This window comes from Xanthomonas sp. NCPPB 2250, assembly GCF_056725265.1.
In genome coordinates this window covers 4828978-4850123 of the sequence record NZ_CM161520.1, presented here as the reverse complement: position 1 = coordinate 4850123, position 21146 = coordinate 4828978, and the positions used below count along the sequence as shown (strand labels likewise).

At 70.6% G+C, this 21146-nt stretch carries 21 protein-coding genes; 9 read left to right on the top strand and 12 right to left on the bottom strand.

The annotated features are described in order from the left end of the window. Positions 1–118 precede the first annotated feature (118 nt). From AC1PMG_RS19855 to bfr, 3 genes are all read left to right on the top strand, one after another. Entirely contained in the window at positions 119–730 is a 612-nt protein-coding gene (locus AC1PMG_RS19855) for an RNA pyrophosphohydrolase (protein ID WP_010341422.1), read from the top strand. Positions 731–810: 80 nt separating this feature from the next. After that, complete coding sequence (locus AC1PMG_RS19850; RefSeq protein WP_481109991.1) at positions 811–1020, top strand: (2Fe-2S)-binding protein; 210 nt, start codon at positions 811–813, stop codon at positions 1018–1020. Positions 1021–1123: 103 nt separating this feature from the next. After that, complete coding sequence (gene bfr / locus AC1PMG_RS19845) at positions 1124–1594, top strand: bacterioferritin (protein WP_017910327.1); 471 nt, start codon at positions 1124–1126, stop codon at positions 1592–1594. A 755-nt stretch (positions 1595–2349) separates the two neighbouring features. On the opposite strand, the gene AC1PMG_RS19840 is transcribed toward bfr, so the two are convergent. The 3 genes from AC1PMG_RS19840 to AC1PMG_RS19830 are packed head-to-tail and all read right to left on the bottom strand — an operon-like array spanning position 2350 to position 7621. Next, the gene (locus AC1PMG_RS19840; RefSeq protein ID WP_481109990.1) at positions 2350–5013 is read right to left on the bottom strand and encodes a hybrid sensor histidine kinase/response regulator; all 2664 of its coding nucleotides are present in this window, start codon (positions 5011–5013) and stop codon (positions 2350–2352) included. Positions 5014–5015: 2 nt separating this feature from the next. Continuing rightward, positions 5016–6950, bottom strand: coding sequence for an EAL domain-containing protein (locus AC1PMG_RS19835; protein WP_481109989.1), 1935 nt, complete (start codon positions 6948–6950; stop codon positions 5016–5018). 41 nt (positions 6951–6991) lie between these two features. Continuing rightward, on the bottom strand, positions 6992–7621 hold the full coding sequence (locus AC1PMG_RS19830) for a DUF4126 domain-containing protein (RefSeq protein ID WP_481109988.1): 630 nt from the start codon (positions 7619–7621) through the stop codon (positions 6992–6994). A 186-nt stretch (positions 7622–7807) separates the two neighbouring features. Here AC1PMG_RS19830 and AC1PMG_RS19825 point away from each other — a divergent pair, with 186 nt between their 5' ends. The 5 genes from AC1PMG_RS19825 to AC1PMG_RS19805 are packed head-to-tail and all read left to right on the top strand — an operon-like array spanning position 7808 to position 11344. After that, entirely contained in the window at positions 7808–8542 is a 735-nt protein-coding gene (locus AC1PMG_RS19825) for a DUF6776 family protein (protein WP_043093568.1), read from the top strand. A gap of 7 nt (positions 8543–8549) precedes the next feature. Beyond that, complete coding sequence (locus AC1PMG_RS19820; protein WP_481109987.1) at positions 8550–8999, top strand: bactofilin family protein; 450 nt, start codon at positions 8550–8552, stop codon at positions 8997–8999. A 31-nt stretch (positions 9000–9030) separates the two neighbouring features. Continuing rightward, positions 9031–9417 (top strand): iron-sulfur cluster insertion protein ErpA, encoded by a 387-nt coding sequence (gene erpA / locus AC1PMG_RS19815; protein WP_017908990.1) that lies wholly within the window; start codon positions 9031–9033, stop codon positions 9415–9417. 48 nt (positions 9418–9465) lie between these two features. After that, complete coding sequence (gene nudC, locus AC1PMG_RS19810; protein WP_043093567.1) at positions 9466–10395, top strand: NAD(+) diphosphatase; 930 nt, start codon at positions 9466–9468, stop codon at positions 10393–10395. Positions 10396–10447: 52 nt separating this feature from the next. Next, positions 10448–11344, top strand: a complete 897-nt coding sequence (locus tag AC1PMG_RS19805) for a hypothetical protein (RefSeq protein ID WP_481109986.1) — start codon at positions 10448–10450, stop codon at positions 11342–11344. 220 nt (positions 11345–11564) lie between these two features. Here AC1PMG_RS19805 and AC1PMG_RS19800 read toward each other — a convergent pair whose 3' ends face one another. From AC1PMG_RS19800 to AC1PMG_RS19765, 8 genes are all read right to left on the bottom strand, one after another. Then, positions 11565–11972: a DUF2752 domain-containing protein gene (locus tag AC1PMG_RS19800; protein WP_481109985.1), complete on the bottom strand. Its 408-nt coding sequence runs from the start codon at positions 11970–11972 to the stop codon at positions 11565–11567. Positions 11973–11977: 5 nt separating this feature from the next. After that, entirely contained in the window at positions 11978–12328 is a 351-nt protein-coding gene (locus tag AC1PMG_RS19795; RefSeq protein WP_017912540.1) for a CD225/dispanin family protein, read from the bottom strand. Between the two features lie 76 nt (positions 12329–12404). Beyond that, entirely contained in the window at positions 12405–12827 is a 423-nt protein-coding gene (locus AC1PMG_RS19790) for a DUF2752 domain-containing protein (protein WP_017912539.1), read from the bottom strand. A 56-nt stretch (positions 12828–12883) separates the two neighbouring features. Beyond that, on the bottom strand, positions 12884–13165 hold the full coding sequence (locus AC1PMG_RS19785) for a CD225/dispanin family protein (protein ID WP_043093563.1): 282 nt from the start codon (positions 13163–13165) through the stop codon (positions 12884–12886). Between the two features lie 46 nt (positions 13166–13211). Next, positions 13212–13496 (bottom strand): CD225/dispanin family protein, encoded by a 285-nt coding sequence (locus tag AC1PMG_RS19780; RefSeq protein WP_429001990.1) that lies wholly within the window; start codon positions 13494–13496, stop codon positions 13212–13214. A 96-nt stretch (positions 13497–13592) separates the two neighbouring features. Beyond that, positions 13593–15515 (bottom strand): MFS transporter, encoded by a 1923-nt coding sequence (locus AC1PMG_RS19775; protein WP_481109984.1) that lies wholly within the window; start codon positions 15513–15515, stop codon positions 13593–13595. 36 nt (positions 15516–15551) lie between these two features. Beyond that, positions 15552–16487 (bottom strand): LysR family transcriptional regulator, encoded by a 936-nt coding sequence (locus tag AC1PMG_RS19770; protein WP_394686619.1) that lies wholly within the window; start codon positions 16485–16487, stop codon positions 15552–15554. Between the two features lie 88 nt (positions 16488–16575). Next, positions 16576–17502, bottom strand: coding sequence for a hypothetical protein (locus AC1PMG_RS19765; protein WP_481109983.1), 927 nt, complete (start codon positions 17500–17502; stop codon positions 16576–16578). 214 nt (positions 17503–17716) lie between these two features. Between AC1PMG_RS19765 and AC1PMG_RS19760 the strand changes: the two genes are divergently transcribed. Continuing rightward, a complete protein-coding gene (locus AC1PMG_RS19760) occupies positions 17717–18934 on the top strand; it encodes an MFS transporter (RefSeq protein WP_481109982.1) in 1218 nt (405 codons plus the stop codon). On the opposite strand, the gene yccS is transcribed toward AC1PMG_RS19760, so the two are convergent. Further along, entirely contained in the window at positions 18873–21101 is a 2229-nt protein-coding gene (gene yccS, locus AC1PMG_RS19755; RefSeq protein WP_481111719.1) for a YccS family putative transporter, read from the bottom strand. The genes AC1PMG_RS19760 and yccS overlap by 62 nt on opposite strands. Positions 21102–21146: the final 45 nt, after the last annotated feature.

The following is a 21146-nucleotide window of genomic DNA, read 5'->3' as shown; positions in this document are numbered from 1 at the left end:
GGTGAACCGCCAATTCTTATGGAGAAGCGGGCGGCTGTCAACGGGTTTCTGCGCTGCTTGTGGCCCGGCCGCAGCCATGGCAGAGTCGGAGCCAGTAGATTTTTCAGGAGTCCGCATCGTGATCGATCCGGACGGCTATCGACCGAACGTAGGCATCGTGCTGATGCGGCCGGATGGTCAGGTGTTCTGGGCACGCCGTGTGCGCCGGGACGGCTGGCAGTTCCCGCAAGGCGGCATGAACACCGACGAGACCCCGGTGGAGGCCATGTACCGCGAGTTGCGCGAAGAAACCGGGCTGTTGCCCGAGCATGTGGAAGTGCTCGGCGCCACCCCCGGTTGGCTGCGCTATCGCCTGCCCAGCCGGGCCATCCGCCGCAACGAACGCCAGGTCTGCATCGGCCAGAAGCAGGTCTGGTTCCTGTTGCGGATGCAGTGCGACGAGAGCCAGCTGAACCTGGAACTGACCGAGACGCCGGAGTTCGATCACTGGCGCTGGGTCGATTTCTGGTACCCGGTGGAGCACGTCGTCCTTTTCAAGCGCGGGGTCTACGCGCGGGCGCTGCGCCACCTGGCGCCGCTGGCGCAGACCATCGCCGGCGCCGGCATCCGCGCCATGCCGACCCTGGCCCAGGAGGCCTGGCTGCCGGGCAATACGGCGGGCCACGAGCGGCCGCGCAAGCGTCCACGCAAGCGCGGCGGGCCCTGGGCGGCGCGGATTAATAACGATTAACGGGCGGAATTGACAACCATTCTCACTTTGGTTTGAATGGGCGCCAGGCGCAGTCCGCGCCGTCCGCCGCCAAGCCCGCCGTGTACGTCTGCATCTGCAATGGGGTCACCGATCGCCAGATCCGCGAAGCCGCCGAAGCCGGCTGCCGCACCGTGTCCGAACTGACCATGCGCACGGGCTGCGGCGCCACCTGCGGCTCCTGTCTGGACATGGCCGGCGACCTGCTGGAGCGCGCGCTGAGCCGCGAGCTGCCGTTGCCGGTGCTGGGCGGCCTGGCCCGCGCCGCCTGAGGCCGTCGCCGCGCTGCAGCGCGGGATGATCACGATTCGCGTTCCTTCACGTCGCGGCGCGATTCGCTAGAGTCTGCGCTTTCCGGCTTACGCGAGCGATGCAATGAAGGGCGACAGCAAAGTCATCGAGTTCCTCAACAAGGTCCTCTACAACGAGCTGACCGCGATCAACCAGTACTTCCTGCACGCCAAGATGCTGAAGAACTGGGGCCTGAAGGAACTGGCCGAGCACGAGTACAAGGAATCCATCGACGAGATGAAGCACGCCGACAAGCTGGCGGACCGCATCCTCTTCCTCGAGGGGCTCCCCAACTTCCAGGCGCTGGGCAAGCTGCGCATCGGCGAGAACCCCAAGGAAATCCTCGAGTGCGACCTGGCGCTGGAGCAGGACGGCACGGTCACCCTGCGCGAAGGCATCGCCTACGCCGAATCGATCCAGGACTACGTCAGCCGCCAGTTGCTGGCCGACATCCTGGAATCGGAAGAAGAGCACATCGACTGGCTGGAAACCCAGCTCGACCTGATCGACCGGATCGGCGAGCCGAACTACCTGCTGACCAAGCTCGACGACTGAGTCGTCGACGCATGACGCCGCGGCGCTGGCCTGTGTCCGCGCCGCGCAGGATGTTGTTCGCGCTGCGCTCCGGGATAGCGCTGACAGGCACGTGTAGGAGCGGCTTCAGCCGCGACGCGTGGCGGGCGGAAGGTCGCCGCTGATCCCGCGCAGCGGGACACGCTGCTTCTGCGCGCATCCATGGTGACGACATGGCATCCGCATCGTGTGGCGTTGCACTTTCTGTTGAAACGGCTTCTGCCACGACGCGTTGCAGGCCGAAAGTCGCCGCTGATCCAGAACAGCAGCACATGCCGCTCCTGCGCGAGGCCATGCGGACGGCATCGCACGATGTTGCTCTCTTGTGGGAGCGGCTTCAGCCGCGACGCGTTGATGGGGATCGTCGCGACTGAGCCGTTTCTGCACGCACCGGGCAGGCGGCGACTGTGGCGGTACGGCGCAAGCGCAGCGAGACCTACCTGTGCGGATCAACTGCAATACTTTGCTGCTGAATCTCGCGCGTCCTCTGCGCGCGATTGCACGCGGAGCATGCGCTTTGGCGAAGGCCATGCTGCACCACGACGGCTTCATGCACAGCGCCACCGTGCTGTAGGAGCGGCTTCAGCCGCGATGGCGTCACCGATAACGTCCTGTCGCGGCTGAAGCCGCTCCTACGAGAAAAGCAGCAGGCCGTGCGTCTGCGTCTTCGATGCACTGTGGTCGGGGCTTTGCGGGCGCTCGTGTCGCCTGCAGACGCGCCGTAGTGCGATACCGCGCTAGGGTGCGGCGGGTTCGGTGGTGTCGCGGACACTGGCGCGGTAGCCGTTCAGCGCCAGGCGCGCGCGCGCGAACTCGGCGATCACCAGGGCGACCGCGACCACGGGGCGATCCAGCGTGCCGGTGCGCACGCCCGACTCGATGCGCAGCGCCGCCGCCGACAGCGCCAGCGCGCCGAGGTTGGCGGCCGAGGACTTCAGCGTGTGCGCGGCCTCGCGCAGCGCGTCGCTCTGCGCCGTCGCCGCAGCCTGTTCCAGGCGCTGGATCAGCAGCGGCGCATCGGCCAGGAACAGTTCGACGATCTGCGCCACGCTGGCCGAGCCGATGACCTCGCGCAACTCGTCGAGCACCGCGATATCCAGCACCGGCGCCGGCACCGCTGATGGCGGTTCCGGATCGTCTGCCTCCGGCGCGGCGAGCGGCGGCGCCGACGTTGCGGTGGCGCCGTGCGATGCCACGTCTTGTTCCTGCGCAGGCGCTGCCGGGGGGACGTCGAGAGTGGCGTGATCGGGCGATGGCATCGAGGCGGTCGATGTGGTGATGGGCCTGGATGCCGTGGCAGCGTCAGCCGTGTGCATGGTGGTGTGGCGGCTGTCCTGCGGTTCGACATGCATCGCGTCGGCGAGCGCATCCGCCGCTGGCCCGCTGGCGATCGCAGCGGACCCGTCCGCGGCTGCATCCGCTTCCGGCGCGGCCGCCGGCTGCAGCGGCAGCCAGCGCTGCAGGCAGTCCTCCAGCCGCGTGCGGTCGAGCGGCTTGGACAGGTAATCGTCCATGCCGGCATCGAGGCAGCGCTGGCGGTCGCCGGCCATCGCATTGGCGGTCATCGCCACGATCGGCAGGCGCGGCCGCGACGCATCGGCCTCGCGCTGGCGCCACTGCCGGGTAGCGGCGTAGCCGTCCAGCACCGGCATCTGGCAGTCCATCATCACCAGGTCGTACGGCTGCCGCGACAACTGGGCCAATGCGGCGGCGCCGTCCTCGACGCTGTCGGCGTGGTGGCCGAGCGATTCCAGCAGCCGCCGCGCCACCATCAGGTTGACCGGATTGTCCTCGACCAGCAGCAGGCGGTAGCCGCTGCGCGGCGGCGGCGCGTCGGCCACGACGGTCGTCGGTTCCGCGGCGCGGGCCGGTGCGGGCGCGTCCATGACGTCCGTCGCGAAGGCATCGTGGTAGAACGCGTCGGCGGTGTCGGCGCCATCGCCAGTGGTGTCGCTGGCCAGGCTCGGCGTCGCCGGGGCCAGCGCCAGCATGCTGCGCAGGTCGATGTCGGCGGCCTGACGCGACAGCAGCGCGCCATGCGCGCGGATTTCCTCGGGAATGTCGGTCTCGCCGTACAGCCAGATCAGCCGCGCGGTCTGCGGCGCCGGCAGGCGCGCCACCGCGCGTTGCAGGGCGCGCGCGCTCTGCCGCAGGCCGTCCAGGTCGCCGATCACCAGATCGTAGGTCGGGCGCACGCCACTGCCACTGCCGTTGCCGCGCAGCCGCTCCAGCGCCTCCTGGGTCGAATCGACCTTGCTCACCTGCACGCCCCAGTTCGGCAGCAGCACGCCCAGGCGCTGCTGCAGGCGCTGGTCGGCGCCGACCAGCAGCGCATGCAGCCGCGGCAGGCCGCCCGGATTCTGCGGCAGGTCGCCGATCACCTTCAGCAGCGGGATCTCGAACCAGAACGTGGCGCCCTGGCCCTGCCGCGACGCCACGCCGATGCGTCCGCCCATCAGCTCGACGATGCGCTTGCAGATGGTCAGGCCCAGCCCGGTGCCGCCGTACAGGCGGGTGGTGGAGGCGTCGGCTTGCGTGAACGCCTGGAACAGATGCTCCTGGCGCTCGGCGCTGATGCCGATGCCGGTGTCGCGTACCTCGAAGCGCAGCAGGTGCTGTGCCGGGGTCTTGCCGAGCCGGCGCACGCCCAGGTCGATGCCGCCGCGCGCGGTGAACTTGACCGCGTTGCCGAGCAGGTTGCTCAGCACCTGGCGCAGGCGCACCGGATCGCCGCGCACCGGCAGGCGCACCGCTGGGTCCAGTTGCAGCGCCATGCGCAGGCCCTTGGCCTCGGCTGCGCGCTGCATCAGCTCCAGCACGCCGTCGAGCAGTTCGCGCAGGTTGAAGGTGGTGATCTCCAGCTCCAGCCGGTTCGCTTCCAGCTTGGAGTAGTCCAGGATGTCGTCGACGATGCGCAGCAGTTGCAGCGAGGAGGTGTTGGCCGCGCGCAGCATCTCGCGCTGGTCCAGGCCGAGCGGTCCGCGCCCGATCAGTTCCAGCATCGGGATGATGCCGTTGAGCGGGGTGCGGATTTCGTGGCTCATCGTCGCCAGGAACTCGCCCTTGGCCAGCACGGCGGCCTCGGCGGCCTGCTTGGCCTGCAGCAGTTCCTGTTCCAGCCGTTCGCGCACGTGCACGTCGTGCTGCAGGGCGTTGCGCTCGGACTCGGCCAGCGCGGCACGCGCCAGCGCCGCATCCAGGCGTTCGATCTGCTGGCGCGCGCGGCAGCCAGCCAGGGTGGCCAGCGCCGCGGCGGCGGCCATGCACAGCGGCGCCAGCCAATGCCACAGCGGCGGCAACGGCAGCGCCAGCGGCGGCAGTGCCAGCAAGGTGCCGGCGACGGCGAGCGCCGCGGCGAAGGTCGCCGGCCGCGGAACGGGCCGACGTCTGCGGTCGGACATGGTTAGAGCACCGCGTTCTGGAAGTCGAAGTTCAGCTGGTCGCCGACCGACTGCACCAGGTTGCCCTGGATGAAGTCGACCCCGCCCATCCACATCGCGGCCGCGGCCTGCGCCTGTTCGATCTGCTGGCCGATGATCAGCAGGCCGGCGCGGTGCGCCAGGTCGATGGTGGCGCGCAGCTGGTCGCGCAGTTCGGGATCGGCATGCGCGTCGGCGAAGCGTGCCGACAGGCGCAGATAACCCAGCGGCAGATGCGCCAGTAGCGCTTCGGCCTCGGCGCCCGGTTCGAACTGGCTGATGCAGAACTGCACGCCCAGCGGCATCAGCCGTGCGCAGAACTGCTGCAGCGTGGCGGTGTGGACCAGCGCATCGTCCAGGCGCAGGTCGATCACCAGCGAGGTGCCGGTGACGCCGCGCCGGCCGATGGTGTCGATCAGCCATTCGGCGAAGGCGGTGCGCGCCAGCGTGCGCGTGGACTGCGAGACGAACAGGCGCAGCGGCGGAGTGGCGTGCTGGTACAGATGCAGCAGGCCCAGCGCGTGGTCCAGCACCTGCTGGTCGAGGTCGGCGAGGCGTCCGCCGGCCTCGGCGGCCGGCAGCACCTGGCCGGCCGAGAGCAGGCTGCCGTCGCGCTGGCGCAGGCGCAGCAGGACCTGGTACTGGGCGATGTCGCCGCCGGCGACGGCGACGATCGGCTGGTAGGCCGGCTCCAGTTGTCCCTCCAGCATCGCGATGCGCTGCAGGTCCTCGTCCGTGCGCGGCGGCACGTAGGCGGCGATGCTCTGCGGATGCAGCCGCGCCTGCAGCGCGGTGCGTTCGACCGCTTCGAGCGCGCTGCCGGCGTCCTCGAAGCCATGGCCGAAGTCGGCGTAGCCGATCGCGCAGCGCAGGTGCAGCGCCTCGTCCTCGCGCAACGGGAAGGCGTGGCCGGACAGGGTGTCGCGCAGGCTCTGCGCGCGTTGCCGCTGCGCGTCGGCATCGGCGTCGTCGGCCAGCAGCAGGAAGCTGTTGTCGTTGAGCCGCGCCAGCGGCTGCGGCGCGGTGATGCCGGCCAGGCGGCGCCCGGCCTGCACCATCAGCCGCTCGAACGCGGCGTAGCCATAGCGTTCGCGCAGGCCGAGCGCGCTGGCGATCTCGATGAAGTACAGGCTGCCGGGGCGGCGTGCGCGCAGCGTCGTGTCCAGCAACTGCAGCACGTGGGCGCGGGTCGGCAGGCCGGTCTCGGGATTGTTCAGCGGCACCGCCTCGGCGTGGCCTTGCTGGGCCTGCTGGCGGGCGCGGCGGATGCGGTTGGAGACCGCGGCGATCAGGTGCCGCGGCCGGATCGGCTTGGTCAGGAAGTCGTCGGCGCCGCTGTCGAGCACTTCGTATTCCAGCTCCGGATCGGCGTCGCCGGACAGGAACACGATCGGTAGCAGCTGGTGCTGCGGCTGCTGGCGGATCAGCGCAGTCAGGCGCATGCCGTCCAGTCCCGGCATGTGCAGGTCCATCAGGATCAGGTCCGGCCGGTAGTCGACGATGGCCTGCTGCACGCCTTCGGCCTGCATCTGCACCTGCGCATGCATGCCGGCGCCATGCAGCACGCTCTGCGCAAACAGCGCCTGCGCGCGGTCGTCCTCGACGATCAGCACGCGGTACGGCGCGGCCGCGGCCTGTGCGGCGGGATCGGAGGCGGCGTCGGCGACCACGAAGGCGGCCTTGTTGGCGTCGCTGGTGCCGTCGTCGTGCTCGCTGGCGGCCAGCGGCGTGGCGGCTGCCGCCAGTTCGGTGGGCGCAGGAGCGGCCATGCCGTCACCGGCGGCGGGATCGGCGGACGCCGCGCGCTCCGCATCGCCGACCCAGCGCCGCCAGTAATGCGGCGGCGGAGTCTCGGCGCGGACATGGCGCGCGCGCGCGTCCTCGCGATGGGAAAGCGGAGCGGTGTCGTTGGCGGGCATCGCGTCTGGTTCCTGGGGCGCGTCCAATTATGCGACGAAGTTCACGATGGCTGTGCGCCGGGCTGCGAGGGGTTGCCGGCCGGTGCCGTGGGCGAGGCCAACAGGCGGCGCATGCCCCGCCACAGCAGGCGCCATGTCCACCACACCAGCAACGCGCCGAGCGCGCTCGCGGCCAGCACGACGGCCAGCGCCAGCCACGGGTGCGCGAGGGCCAGGGCCAGCGCGGCGATCACCACCGAATCCTCGGCCAGCGAGGCGATCCAGTTGCTGGCCGGCTCCGGCGAGGTGTTGAGCAGGGCGCGGGTGCCGGCCTTGAGCGCGTGGCTGGTCAGCGCCACGCCCGCGCCAGTGGCCAGCGCGCCGGCGCTCAGCTGGCCGTCGGGCGAAAGCGTGGCCGCGGCCAGGAAGGCGCCGGCCGGAATCCGGGTCAGGGTCTGCAGCAGGTCCCACACCGAATCCACGCCGGGGATCTTGTCGGCGAAGAACTCGGCCAGCGCCAGCGCGCCGGAGGTGCCGAGCACCCACCACGACTGCGTCGCCTGCAGCGCCGGCGGCAGCTCCAGCCAGCCGAGCAGGCCGGCCAGGCCGATGCCGAACACGGTCAGGTAGACGCGGATGCCGGCCAGCCAGGCCAGCAGGATGCCGATTACGAAGAGATGGGCGTCGGTCATGGCAGGCGCTCCTGCAACTGCACGGATGCCGGCCACTATCGGCCAAGCCCGCCACGAAGGCCAGCCCGCGGCGCGGGCCGGCCGCGCAGTCCGGCGCCGCTCAGGAGGGTGGCTTACACTAGGTGGCCCAGCAGGCCGACCCGCGAGGATCGACGCCGGCGCCGCCTCGGTGGCGCGGCAGCGCGCATGAACCGACCCGTTCCCCGTTTCCAGATCGTGGCCAATGGCGCCGCGCCCCGCCGTGGCCGCGGGCTGTGGTTGCTGCTCGCCGGGCTGTGGCTGCTGTCGCTGGCCCTGACCTGGTGGCTGGCCAGTCGCCAGGCCGCGCCGCGGCTCGGTGCGGTCAGCGCGCAGTTGCGTGAGGCCGAACGCAACCTGCAGGCGCAGCAGCGGCAGATCGAGACGCTCAACCAGCGCCAGGCGACCCTGGCCCGTTCCGACCAGATCAGCCGCGCCGCCAACAACGAGGTGCAGAGTTCGCTGGCCGAGCGCGACGAGGAGATCGCCGGGCTGCGTGCCGACGTGGCGTTCTACGAGCGCCTGGTCGGCGCGACCAGTCAGCGCAAGGGACTGAGCGTGCATTCGGTGGAGTTCTCCGCCGAGGCCGGCGGCACCTGGCGCTACAACGTGGTGCTGACCCAGAACCTCAACCGCGGCGCGATCAGCCAGGGGCAGCTGCGGCTGACCGTGGAAGGCGTGCGCGGCGGCAAACTGACCAGCGTCGGCTGGGACGAACTGCACCAGAAGACCGGTGTGCCCGGGCAGGACTACTCGTTCCGCTACTTCCAGCAACTGGACGGCAGCGTGATCCTGCCCAAGGGCTTCACCCCGCAACGGGTGCGGGTGGCATTGAGCGGCGGCGGGGCGCCGGTCAGCCAGACCTTCGATTGGACATTGGCCGGTAACGGCAAAGGGGAATAATCAGCCTATGTTTGGGAACAAGAACAGCCGCAACAGCGGCCAGACCGTGGTCGATACGCTGATCGGCGCGCAGGTGGTGATCCGCGGCGACCTGGTGTTCAGCGGCGGCCTCTACGTGGAAGGGCGCATCCTCGGCAAGGTCGTGGCCGAAGACGGCGCGCCGGCCACGCTGACCCTGTCCGAGCACGGCAGCATCGAGGGCGAGGTGCGCGCGCCGGTGGTGATCATCAACGGCCAGCTGATCGGCGACGTGCATGCCGCCGAGCGCGTGGAACTGGCGTCGAAGGCGCGGGTGCAGGGCAACGTGCACTACCAAGTGGTGGAGATGAACGCCGGCGCGCAGCTGACCGGGCGCCTGATCCACGCCGGCACCCTCGCCGCGCTGGCGCCGCCGGAAGCGCACCGCGAGGCCGCCGGCGACGCCGAGCCGCCGCGCGCGTTCACCGCCGAGGCTTGATTCGGGCGCCGGCCGTCCCCATTCTCCCGCCATGAGCACTCTCGTCTCCCTGCCCGGCGCCGCGCCCACGCCCGACTACCAGTCCCTGGACCGGCCGTTGAACTTCACCGCGGCCGCCGCGGCCAAGGTGCGCGAGCTGATCCGCGAGGAAGGCAACGACGCGCTGGCGCTGCGCGTCTACATCCAGGGCGGCGGCTGTTCCGGCTTCCAGTACGGCTTCGAGTTCGACGAGAACCGCGCCGAGGACGATCTGGCGGTGCAGACCGACCAGGTCACCCTGCTGGTCGACCCGCTCAGCCTGCAGTACCTGATGGGCGCGGAAGTGGATTACAGCGAAGGCCTGCACGGAGCGCAGTTCGTGATCCGCAATCCCAACGCCAAGACCACCTGCGGGTGCGGCAGCAGCTTCAGCGTGTAGACACGCTGCGGCTTGCGGGACGCACGGTTTGCCTGCACCCTGCGGCGCATGTCCGATCCGACGCCTGCCTCTTTCGCCTTCGCCGGTCCTGCGATCGACCGTGCCGATGCCGTACGCAACGACCCGGCCGCGCTGCGCCAGGCCTGGGAACAGGCCCGGGTGCTGGTGCTGGAAGCCGATGGCCAGGCGCATGCCGATGCCGACGGACGCCCGCTGATCGCCAGCGCCGCCGCCCTGGGCGCGCTGGCCGAGCAGGCCATCTTCCTCGGCCTGGACCAGGACCAGGCCTGGTTCGCGCTGGCCGCCGACGCGCTGCCGCAGGCGCTGGCGCCGCCGCAGCGCATCGACCTGCGCCGCGCCGCGGCCGAATGGCCGGCGCCGGAGGCGGGCCTGTTCGCCTACGCCCGCGCGATGCTGCACTGGCAATCGCGCACGCGCTTCTGCGGCGTGTGCGGCGGCACCATCGCGTTGCAGCGCGGCGGCTTCCTTGGCGTCTGCACGCAGTGCGCCAGCGAACACTATCCGCGAGTGGATCCGGCGGTGATCGTGGCGGTCAGCGATGGCCGGCGCCTGCTGCTGGGGCGCCAGGCGAGCTGGCCGGCGCGGCGCTACTCGGTGATCGCCGGCTTCGTCGAGCCGGGCGAATCGCTGGAACAGACGGTAGCGCGCGAGGTGGCCGAAGAGACCCAGGTGCGGGTGCGGCCCGGCAGCTGCCGCTACTACGGCGCGCAGCCGTGGCCGTTTCCTGGCGCGCTGATGCTGGGTTTCAGTGCGCAGGCGGAGGCGGACACGCCGCAGGTCGACGGCGAACTGGAAGACGCGCGCTGGTTCGAGCGCGAGGAGGTCGGCGCCGCGCTGGCGCGCCTGGCGGCGCAGGGCGACAGTGCCGATGATGGGCACGGCCTGCGCCTGCCGCCGCGCATCTCCATCGCCCGCGCGCTGATCGAGGATTGGTACCGGCACGGCGCGCCGGCCTGACCGCGCCGGCACGTTCCGCGCACCCGCTTCAGAACGGTCCCGGAGGACCTGCATGTTCACGACCCTCGTCGCTGTGATCGTCGCCCTGGTGCTGGGCCATGTCGCGCCCGGCATGGTGGCCTCGTTGCGCCGCTTCGACGCCTTCGGCGACTGGCTGAGCTGGCTGGACACGCATGCCGGCGAGGGCAGCGCCTGGCGCGGCCGCTACGGCATCGCGCTGGCGCTGCTGCCGCCGCTGCTGCTGGTCGGCCTGCTGCAGTGGCTGCTGGCGGCGCCGCACCTGGGCCTGCTGACCCTGCTGTTCGGGATCGTGGTGCTGGCCTTCACCTGGGGCCCGCGCGACCTGGACACCGACGTCGAGGCGATCATCGACGCCGATGACGCCAGTGCGCGACGCCTGGCGGTGGCGCAACTGCAGGCCGATGGCGGGCCGCTGCGTGAGGATCCGGCCGGGCTGGTCGAGGCGGTGGCGGTCAGCGCGCTGCGGCGCTGGTTCGCGGTGCTGTTCTGGTTCCTGTTGCTGGGGCCGTTCGGTGCGCTGGGTTATCGGCTGCTGGCGCTGGCCGCGGTCGGCCCCTATGCCTCGCGGCTGCCGCCGACGACCGCCGCTGGCGCGCGCGCGTTGCTGGCGGCGCTGGAATGGCCGGTGGCGCACCTGATGACCTTCTCGCTGGCCCTGGTCGGCAATTTCGAGGCGGTGTTCGGCGCCTGGCGCGCCGCCGGCGGCAAGCGGTGGCAACTGGACACCGGCTTCCTCGGGCCGGTGGCCTGTGCCAGCGTGCGCGGCGAACTCGATGCCGAGGCGCACGACTACAGCGACGCGGGCATGGTGGTGCCGGCGCTGCGGCGCCTGCCCGAACTGCGCGATGCGATGAGCCAGGTGTGGCGGGTGCTGCTGCTGTGGCTGGTGCTGCTGGCGCTGCTGGTGATTGCCGGCTGGGTCAGCTGAGGCCGCTCTCGACATCAGGTCATCTCTGACAACCTGCTTCTGCCACGCATGACGTTGGCGCGCAGGAGCGGCTGCAGCCGCGACGCGCTTACCGGGAACGCTCTTCGCGGCTGAAGCCGCTCCTACGGGACGCGTCCCGACGTGATGAGAGCTGCCCATCAGCCGTGTTGGCAGGTGCCAGCCTGCTACCCGACACGAAGAGGCGGATGCGGCGGGCCGGCTAGTGCGGCGCCAGCAGGGTGAACGGGAACCACGGCAGGTTGCGCGCGATCCAGTAGCCCGGCAGCGCGACCAGCCAGAAATTCGGCCGCGAGACCACGCTCACGACTGGCGCGAACCAGGCCGCGCGCCAGCCGGCCTTCCAGGCGATCAGGCCCGGCAGCAGGGCCAGGCCCAGCATCGCGCCGGGATTCATCGCGAACGCGCCGACCAGGTCCAGGTGCACCAGTGCATGCAGGGCACGGGTCATGCCGCAGCCCGGGCAGTAGTAGCCGGTGAGCGCGTGGAACATGCACGGTGCGAACGGGTTGTTCGCGGCATTGGGATCGAAGCGGTACAACAGCGTGGCGCCGCCGGCTGCGAATGCGGCGGCGGCGCCCAGGCACGCCCGTTGTTGCCAGGCGCGCATGCCGATCAGCTCGCGTGCTGGATCTGCTGCATGTAGTCCATGTAGCTCTGCATGCCGCCGGTGGCGACCATGACGGCATTGATCAGCAGGCCGATGATGGCCAGTGCGGTGGTCACCCAGCACCAGGTCTTGGCGGTGTTGGAAGCGCGGCGCGCGCCTTCCAGGTCGCCCTGGTTGAGCAGGCCGTTGACCTTGCTGGAGAACACGATGGCGACGATGCCGGTGATCAGCGCCGGGCAGCACAGGCAGAAGCCGAGCACCGTCGAGATGATCGCCCAGGCCAGGTGGTTGGGGACCGGACCGGGGACGCCGGAGGCGGGAGGCGGCGGGGGCGCGACGGGGCTGACGGTACTCATGTGGATCTCCTTGATGGGTGGTGCACGGCAGTCGGTGAGTCTAGACGAGTCGCTGCGGTGCGGAGGTGGCGGGTCGTCAGTGCGGCGCGAGCAGCGTGAAGGGATACCAGGGCAGATTGCGCAGCAGCGCATAGCCGAGCAGTACCCATAGCCACAATCGCGGGTCGGCGAGGATCTTCAGCAGCGGCGCGAGCGGGCGCAGGCGCAGGCCGGCGGCGTTGAGCGCCATGATCGCCAGCAGCGGCAGCGCCACCACCAGCAGGGGATTGCTGGTCCAGGCATGGGCCAGGTCCAGGTGCACCAGCGCGTGCAGGCAGCGGGTGCTGCCGCAGCCGGGGCAGTACAGGCCGGTGAGGGCGCGGAACGGGCAGCCCGGCAGCGGATTGCCGGGGACATTGGGATCGACCCGACGCAGCACCACGGTGGCCACCACCGCGGCGCCGCTCAGTGCGACCAGCGGCAGCCAGCGGGGCAGGGACTGCAGGCGCTGAAGGGACATGGCAGGCGGACGGTCGCGTGGTCGGCCGCCGTCGCAGGCGACGGCGGCCGCGGTGCTCAGGACATGGACGACTGCTGCATCATGCCCAGGCCGCCCAGGGCGAAGATGAAGATCAGGTACAGCACGATCAGCACCACCGAGGTCGCCGCCGAGTAGATCGCCCACTTCTTGGCCTTGTCCGACGAATCGCGCGCACCGGCCACATCGCCCGCGGCGAGCTTGGTGTTGACCTGCGAGGCGTAGACGATGGACACGATGCCCAGCGGCAGACAGCAGAACAGCGTGGTCAGGATCGCCCAGACGAGGTTGTTGGACACTTGCGGTGCGGTGGTATTCATCCGTGTTACTCCGGTGGTTGGGTGGTGGAACGGGAAACGGTGGGGGTCAGTTGCCGGCCAGGCTGCCGATCGCCTCCAGCAGGACGGCCACGAAGATCCACACGACGACCAGGATCGGCGACGCGAGTGCCCACCAGCCGGCCTTGCGTGCGGCGGCGCGCGCGCCCTCGATGTCGCCGGCAGCGCGGCGGCCATCCACCTGCGCGGCGTAGACGATGGAGACGATGCCCAGCGGCAGGCAGCAGAACAGCGTGGACAGGATCGCCCAGACCATGTTGTTGGGCACATAGACGCCCGCGTTGGGCGCTGCTGGTGGTTCGGGCTGGTTCACTGTCCGTTCGGTCCTTCGCACTGGACGCCACCGCCTGAGGCGTCTCCCCTGGGGTTAATTTACCCGAAGCGCGTGCCCAGGGCACCTGCACCGCACTCAGGCGGCATCGCCACGCAGCCTTCTCACCTGCGCCTCCAGCGTCTCGGCGGTGGCCTGGGCCCCGGCCACCGGCGCATCGGCGATCACCTCGATGTGGGCGCGGAAGCGCCGCGGCACGCGCATGCGCCGCAGCCGCGAATCGCGCTTGCTCCACATGCTGGTCCACATGTTGCGCAGCGCCATCGGTACCACCGGCACCGCGCGCCGGGCCAGGATCTTCTCCACGCCGGACTTGAACGCGGCGATCTCGCCGTCCTTGGTCAGCGCGCCCTCGGGGAAGATGCACACCAGCTCGCCCTCGGCCAGCGCGGCGTCGATGGCGTCGAACGCGCGCTGCATCAGCTCGGGATCCTCGCGCGCCCCGGCGATCGGGATCGCCTTGGCGGTGCGGAAGATCCAGCGCATCACCGGAATGTTGAAGATGCGGTAGTACATGACGAAACGCACCGGTCGCGGGATCGCCGCGGCCAGCACCAGCGCGTCCATGTAGCTGACGTGGTTGCACACGATCAGCGCCGCGCCCTCGTCGGGCACGTGGCGCTCGATGCCGTGCAGGCGCAGCCGGTACAGGGTGCGCACCATCACCCAGCTGAGGAAGCGCATCAGGAACTCGGGCACGATGCTGAAGATCCAGATCGCCACCACCGCGTTGGCGATGGCCAGCGCCAGGAACACCTGCGGGATGCTCAGCCCGGGCATCGGGATGCGCACGCCGAACAGGTGCAACTGCTGCATCTGCAGGGCGATGCCGATCATCGCGGCCAGCACGATGAACAGCGAGTTCTGGATGTTGAGCCCGGCGATGACGCGCGACAGTTCCGCCTTCGGCGTGCGGCTCTGGATCAGCGCGAACAGCGGCACCACGAACAGGCCGGTGCACAGACCGATGCCGACCAGGTCGAGCATGATCCGCCAGCTGCCGGCCTGGTGGACGAACTGGCCGATGCCCAGGCCGGTCTGCAGCGCGGCGCCTGGCCGGGCGAAGTACAGGTCGAGCATGAAGGCGCTGATGCCGAACGCGCCCAGCGGCACCAGGCCGATCTCGACGGTGCGCCCGGACAGCTTCTCGCACAGCAGCGAGCCGGTGCCGGTGCCGATCGAGAACAGCGCCAGGGCGAAGATGTACAGGTCCTGCGCGCCGCCCAGGTTGAGTTCGGCATAGGTCGGCAGCTGCGCGGTGAGCACGGTGCCGACGAACCAGAACCAGGACACGCCGAGCACGGCGTTGCGCACCGCCAGCTGACGCCGGGTCAGACGCATGATCGCCAGCGATTCCGGCAGCGGGTTCCAGTTGATCTTCAGCTCGGGTGCGCCGGCGTCGACCTTGGGGATGCAGCGCGCCATCAGGTTGCCGGTGACCGCCAGCGCGACCACCGCGGTGGCGGCGGCCACCGGCCCGTGGCTGCCGGCGATCTGGAAGATCAGCCCGCCCAGGATCATGCCGCACAGGATCGAGATCGAAGTGCCCATCTCGACCAGGCCGTTGCCGCCGGTCAGTTCCTCCGGTTTGAGCACCGAGGGCAGGATCGAGTACTTCACCGGGCCGAACAGGGTCGACTGCAGGCCGGTGCAGAACAGCGCTACCAGCAGCACCGCCATGTTCTCGGTCAGGAAGCCGACCGCGGCCAGCGACATGATGCCGATCTCCATCGTGGTGGTGATGACCACCAGCCTCGACTTCTCCAGCTTCTCGGCGATCTGCCCGGCCAGCGAGGAGAACAGGAAGTACGGCAGGATGAACAGTGCCGGCGCCAGGTTGGTGTACAGCGTGCGCTGCTCCGGGGTCACGCCCAGGTAGAACAGCAGGCCGATGATCGCCTGCCGGTACACGTTGTCGTTGAACGCGCCCAGCGACTGGACCACGAAGAACGGCAGAAAGCGGCGTTGCCGCAGCAGGGCGAACTGGCTGTGGGCGGACATGCAGGCTCCTTTGCGAACGCGCGCAGCCTAGCAGGTTCACCGCGCGCGCAGGCGCGGCGCGCGGCGGCCGGTGCTGGCGCTGTCGGCGGCGGCCTGCAGGGCGTCGCGCTGGGCGCGCAGCAGGGCGATGAAGGCGCGTGCGGCGGGTGTCGGATCCGGCCGCCACACGGCGTAGGTGAGGAAGCGGAAGCGCTCGCGCAATGCCACCGTCGCCACACCGTGCATGCCGGTGGCCATGGTCTGCGGCACCACCGCCAGGCCCAGGTCCTCGGCCACCAGTTGCCGCTGCAGGTCTGCGTGGGTGACCTCGTACTGCAGGCGCTGGCGCAGGCCGGCGGCGGCGAAGGCGCGGTCGATGATCCCGCGCACGCCGGCGCCGGGGATCAGCCCGGCCATCGGCGCGTCTTCCAGGTCGCGCAGGGAGACCTGGCGGCGCGCGGCGAAGCGGTTGCCGGGTGCGGCGATCAGCGCCAGCGGTTCCTCGTGCAGCAGCAGGTGTTGCGGCGGCAGCGCCACGTGCGGGCCGACCCCGACCAGGGCCACGTCGAGCCGGCCTTCGCCCAGTTCCAGCAGCAGCGCATCGCTCATGCCGGTGCGCAGGTGCACGTCCACCGCGCTGTGCGCCTCGCGGAAGCGGCGCAGCACCGCCGGTACCTGCACCGCGTTCAACGAGGAGATCTGCCCGATCTGCAGGCGGCCGCGCACCGTGCCCAGGGTCTGCGCCATTTCCTCGTGCAGGCGTTCGGCGGCGCGCAGGGTGGCGCGCGCGTTGTGCAGGAACACCTCGCCGGCGGCGGTGGCCCGCACGTGGCGCGCGCCGCGCTCGAACAGGCGCGCACCCAGCGCCTGCTCGATCTTGGCGATCTGGTGGCTCAGCGCCGACTGCACGGTGTGGCAGCGGCGCGCGGCCGCGGTGAAGCTGCCTTCCTCGGCGACGGCGACGGCGAATTCGAGTTGGCGCAGGGTCAGCATGGCGCAGCCTGGCGCGCGCCGTGGCGATGCCGCAGCCGATCCGCGCCGGGGCTGCATGCGCCACGCGCCGTCTGTCGCAGTGCCCGCCTCATGCCGAACGCCCCAGCCGCTTGCGCCATTGCTGGCGCAGCCACAGGCGGATGTTGTAGCGGCGCTTACGGCTCATGAGCGGGTAGCGCAGGGTGATGCCGAGCAGGCCGCGCAGCGTGTCGAGCCGCGGCGCCCGTGCGGGCAAGGCGTCGCAGCGCACCGAGATGCGGTCGCAGCCGGCGTCGTGGGTGCGGTGGATGACGTCGGCGCGCATGATCAGCAGGTCGCCGACCGCGAGGTGCGGCACCACCTTGTGCGCTTCCAGGTCGAAGCCGATCTTCCAGCCGGGGCTGGCGTCGTGCAGGTCCTCGATCGCATACCAGTCGCCGATGGCGAGGGCCTGGCCCGGGAAACGCAGCCGGAACCAGTCCAGCGTGTCGGCTTCCACGCAGCGGAAGCGCAGCGCGCCGCGGCCCTGGATGCGCTGGTGCAGCTGCGGATCCAGGCGCGCGACCACGTCGTCGGCGACGATGGCCACGTTGGCCAGGCCGGCATCGGGCTTGCGCACCGGCATGTAGCAGATCAGGTAGTTGCGGTGGTCGCCATGCAGGAAATAGCTGAAGTGGTCCAGGTGCCAGTTGAGCGCGCCGCCCGGCGCGGTCTTCGGATCGCGGTGCTGGTCGAACGGCAGGCGCAGGCTCGGCGCGGCATGGCTTTCGCGGATGCGGATGGCGCAGTAGCCGAAGCGGTCGACGGCGATCGCCAGGCCCATGGCCGCGGCCACCGCCGGCACTGTCGCGGCGATGCGCGCCTGGATGCGCTGCATGTCCGCCGCCGGCAGGTCGCCGATCACGCCGTCGTGGAACTTCTCGGCGCCTTCCAGGAAGCGCAGCAGGCTGTCGGGAATGTCGCCGTCGCCCAGGAACCCACGGACCACCGCATACCCGTGCTGGTGCAGCGCCTCGGCGATGTCGGTGCTGGGCATGGTGCGGGTTCCTTCGGAGCGAGGGCGGTGCTGCGGCTGCGCTCCAGTCCGGACGCCGCCTGCGTTCGAAGCAGCGGCGCTGGCGAAGCGGCCGGCCTGTCGGCGCCGGAATCACGCTATCTCAAAAACAGATGGCAGTGGTGAAAAAAATGCGTTTGAACGATCGTTGCCGCCGCCACAGACTGCGCCCCTCCCCACGATCCGGTGTCCGTCCATGGAAACGACTTCGCATCCGCCGATGCGCCGCGGCCTGGTGCTGCTGATGGCCACCGCCACCGGCCTGGCGGTGGCCAGCAACTACTACGCGCAGCCGCTGCTGGAGGTGCTGGCTCAGACCTTCGCCATCGACGTGCGCCGCGCCGGTGCGGTGGTCACCACCGCGCAGCTGGCCTATGCGGCGGGCCTGCTGTTCCTGGTACCGCTGGGCGACCGCTTCGAGCGCCGCAGCCTGATCGTCGGCCTGTACGCGCTCAGCGCGGTCGGTCTGCTGGTCAGTGCGATGGCGCACAGCTTCGCGTTGCTGCTGCTCGGCACCCTGATCACCGGCCTGAGTTCGGTGGCGGCGCAGATCCTGGTGCCGTTCGCCGCGACCCTGGCCGCGCCGCACGAGCGCGGCCGGGTCATCGGCACGGTGATGAGCGGGTTGCTGCTGGGCATCCTGCTGGCGCGCACGGCCTCCGGCCTGCTGGCCGGGATCGGCGGCTGGCACACCGTGTACTGGGTCGCGGCGGCGCTGATCCTGGTGGCTTCGGGCCTGTTGTGGCGCGGCCTGCCGCGGCACCCGGGCAATCCGCACCTGTCCTATCCGCACCTGATCGGTTCGGTGCTGGCGCTGCTGCGCGACGAGCCGGTGCTGCGCGCACGCTCGGTGCTGGGCGGGCTGCTCTTCGCCGGCTTCAGCATGTTCTGGACCACGCTGGCGTTCCTGCTGTCCGGCCCGGACTACCGCTACGGCACCGCGACCATCGGGTTGTTCGGGCTGATCGGCGCGGCCGGCGCGTTCGCCGCGAACCTCTCCGGCAAGCTGTCCGACCGCGGCGCGGGCCATCTGGTCGGCTGGGGCGGCCTGGTCATGCTGTTGCTGTCGTGGCTGTTGCTGCTCGGCGCGCCGCACTCGCTGTGGTTGCTGATCGCCGGGGTGGTGCTGCTGGACGTGGCGGTGCAGGGCGTGCACATCGGCAACCAGAGCGTGATCTACCAGCTGGATCCGGCCGCGCGCAACCGCATCACCTCGGCCTACGTCACCTGCTATTTCATCGGTGGTGCGATCGGGTCCAGCCTCGGCACCGCGGCCTACGCCTACGCCGGCTGGCGCGGGGTGGCGCTCGGCGGTGTGGCGCTGGCGGTGGTGGCGCTGCTGTGGATGGGCATCAGCGTGCGGCCGGCGCGGCAAGCGCCGGCGCAGGCGCCGGCGGCACCGTCGCGGCAGTGACCGCCTGCGCGGCGTCGCGCAGCTTGGGCAGCAGGCGCAGGGTCAGCGCGAGCTGGTTGCGCACCAGCCGGCGCTTGGCCTCGTCGATGCCGTCCTCGCGCTCCAGCGCCTCGGCCAGCGCGATCTCGGCCGCCTCGTCGGCGGCCGGCAGCGCGCGCCGCTCGGCCAGCGCGTCGGCCAGCGCACCCAGCGCCTGCGGCAGGTAGTCGCCGGCGCGGGCGATGTCCGGATCGGTCTCGCCGGCCAGCGCCGCACGGTGCGCGCCCAGCGCCGACAGATAGCCGAGCAGGGTGTTGGACAGGGCCAGGAAGCGGAAGCCGGCATCCAGGTTGCGGCGGTAGCGGCCGGGCTCGCGTAGCATGTTCGACAGCGCCACCGACAGCGCGGCGTCGGCGTTGTGCATGTCGCGGCGGGCGATGCGGTAGGGCAGGTCGTCGCGCATGCCGCTGCGGTACTGCTCCAGCACCTGCGCCAGGTAGCGCGCGCTGCTGGACAGCACGGTCGCCAGCACCTGGTTGAGGCGCCGGCCCTGCCAGTCCGGCAGGATCAGGAACGAGGCGGCGGCGGCGATCGCGCAGCCGATCAGGGTGTCGAGCAGGCGCGGCCAGATCAGCATGAAACCGTCGCCGATCAGGTTGAAGCAGAACAGCGCCATCACCGTGATCGCCGCGGTGGCGAGCATGTAGCGGTCGGTGCGGGTGACGAAGAACACCAGCGTGCCGAGCAGGGCGAACAGCAGCTGCAGCTCGGTGCCGGGGAACAGCTGCATCAGCGCCCACGCCGCGCCCAGGCCGATCAGGGTGCCGGCGATGCGCTGGGCCAGGCGCAGGCGGGTGGCGCCGTAGTTGGGCCGGCACACGAAGGCGGTGGTCAGCAGGATCCAGTAGCCGTTGCTGGCGTGGATCGACTGCATGATGGCGTAGCCCACCACCAGCGCGATGGCCATGCGCAGGCCGTGCCGGAACAGCACCGAGCCGGGCGTGAGCTGCTGGCCCAGGCGCCGCAGCATCTCGCGCAGGGTGTGCGGCGAGGAGTCGCGCAGGCGGGTGTCGAGGGTGTCGCTGGTGGTGTCCGACTGCGCGGCCTCGGCCAGGCGCCGCTCGATGCTGTGCAGGTTGGTCACCAGCAATTCCAGCGAGCCGAGCAGCCGCGCCTGCCGTGGGTCGGCGCGGACATGCAGGAAATCCAGCGACTCGCGCAGGTCGGTGGTGGCCTGCTGGGTCTGCTCGCCGTAGTCGAACGGCTGGCGCAGCCGGATCGCCTCGCCCAGCGCCGCGCAGGCCTTGCCCTGCAGGGCCAGCAGGCGCTGGCAGCGGTACAGCACGTCGCTGTGGAAGAACGCGTCGGTCAGCGCCTCGTACGGGTAGTGCGAGGAACTGGCGCGCTCGTGGAAGTCCTGCGCCATGTAGTACAGGCGGAAATACAGGCCCGACTGCACGCCGGGCCGGCCGGAGCGGCCGAAGCGGCTGATGATCGCGGTCTTGGCCGCGTTGAGCGCGGCCACCACCTGCGCGTTCTGCTCGGCCAGCGCCAGCCGCCGCGCGTGCAGGTCGCTCTGCCGCACCGGCTCGAACAGGGCCGCCTTGAGCCGCAGGTAGCGGCCCAGCTCCAGGTACAGCCGCGACAGCCGCTCGCGTACCGGCCGGTTGGCGAACAGCACCGTCCACAGCACCGACAGTACCGCGTACCAGCCGGCGCCGAGCAGCAGCAAGGCCACGCCGTGCCAGGCGTTGCCGCCGACATGGCCGTTCTGGGTGCCGTGGTCCAGGCCAATCATCGCGTAGATCGCCAGCGCCACCGTGGCCTGGGCGATGGAGGCGTAGCGTTCGCCGAGCGCGCCGAGCAGGGTCAGGGCGAAGGTGGACAGCGCCAGGCCGGCCGCGAACGGCCACGGATACGGGAACAGCAATACCACCGCGGCGGCGGCGGCGGCGAAACACAGCAGCGACAGCAGCACCGACTTGATCCGGCCCAGCCAGTTGTCGTCGGTTTCGGCGATGGCGCTGGCGATGGTGCCCAGGAAGATCGCCGGCAGCGCCTCCAGTTGCTGCTGGTGCCAGCACACGCCCATCGCCACCGCCAGCGCGATGAACACGCGCAGCCCGTAGCTGGCCTTTTCATGGGCCCACAGGCGGCTCAGGCGGGTTTCGATCGAGGGGGTCGGCACCGCCACACGATAGCGCACCGTCGCTGTATGCGATCCCCCTCAAGA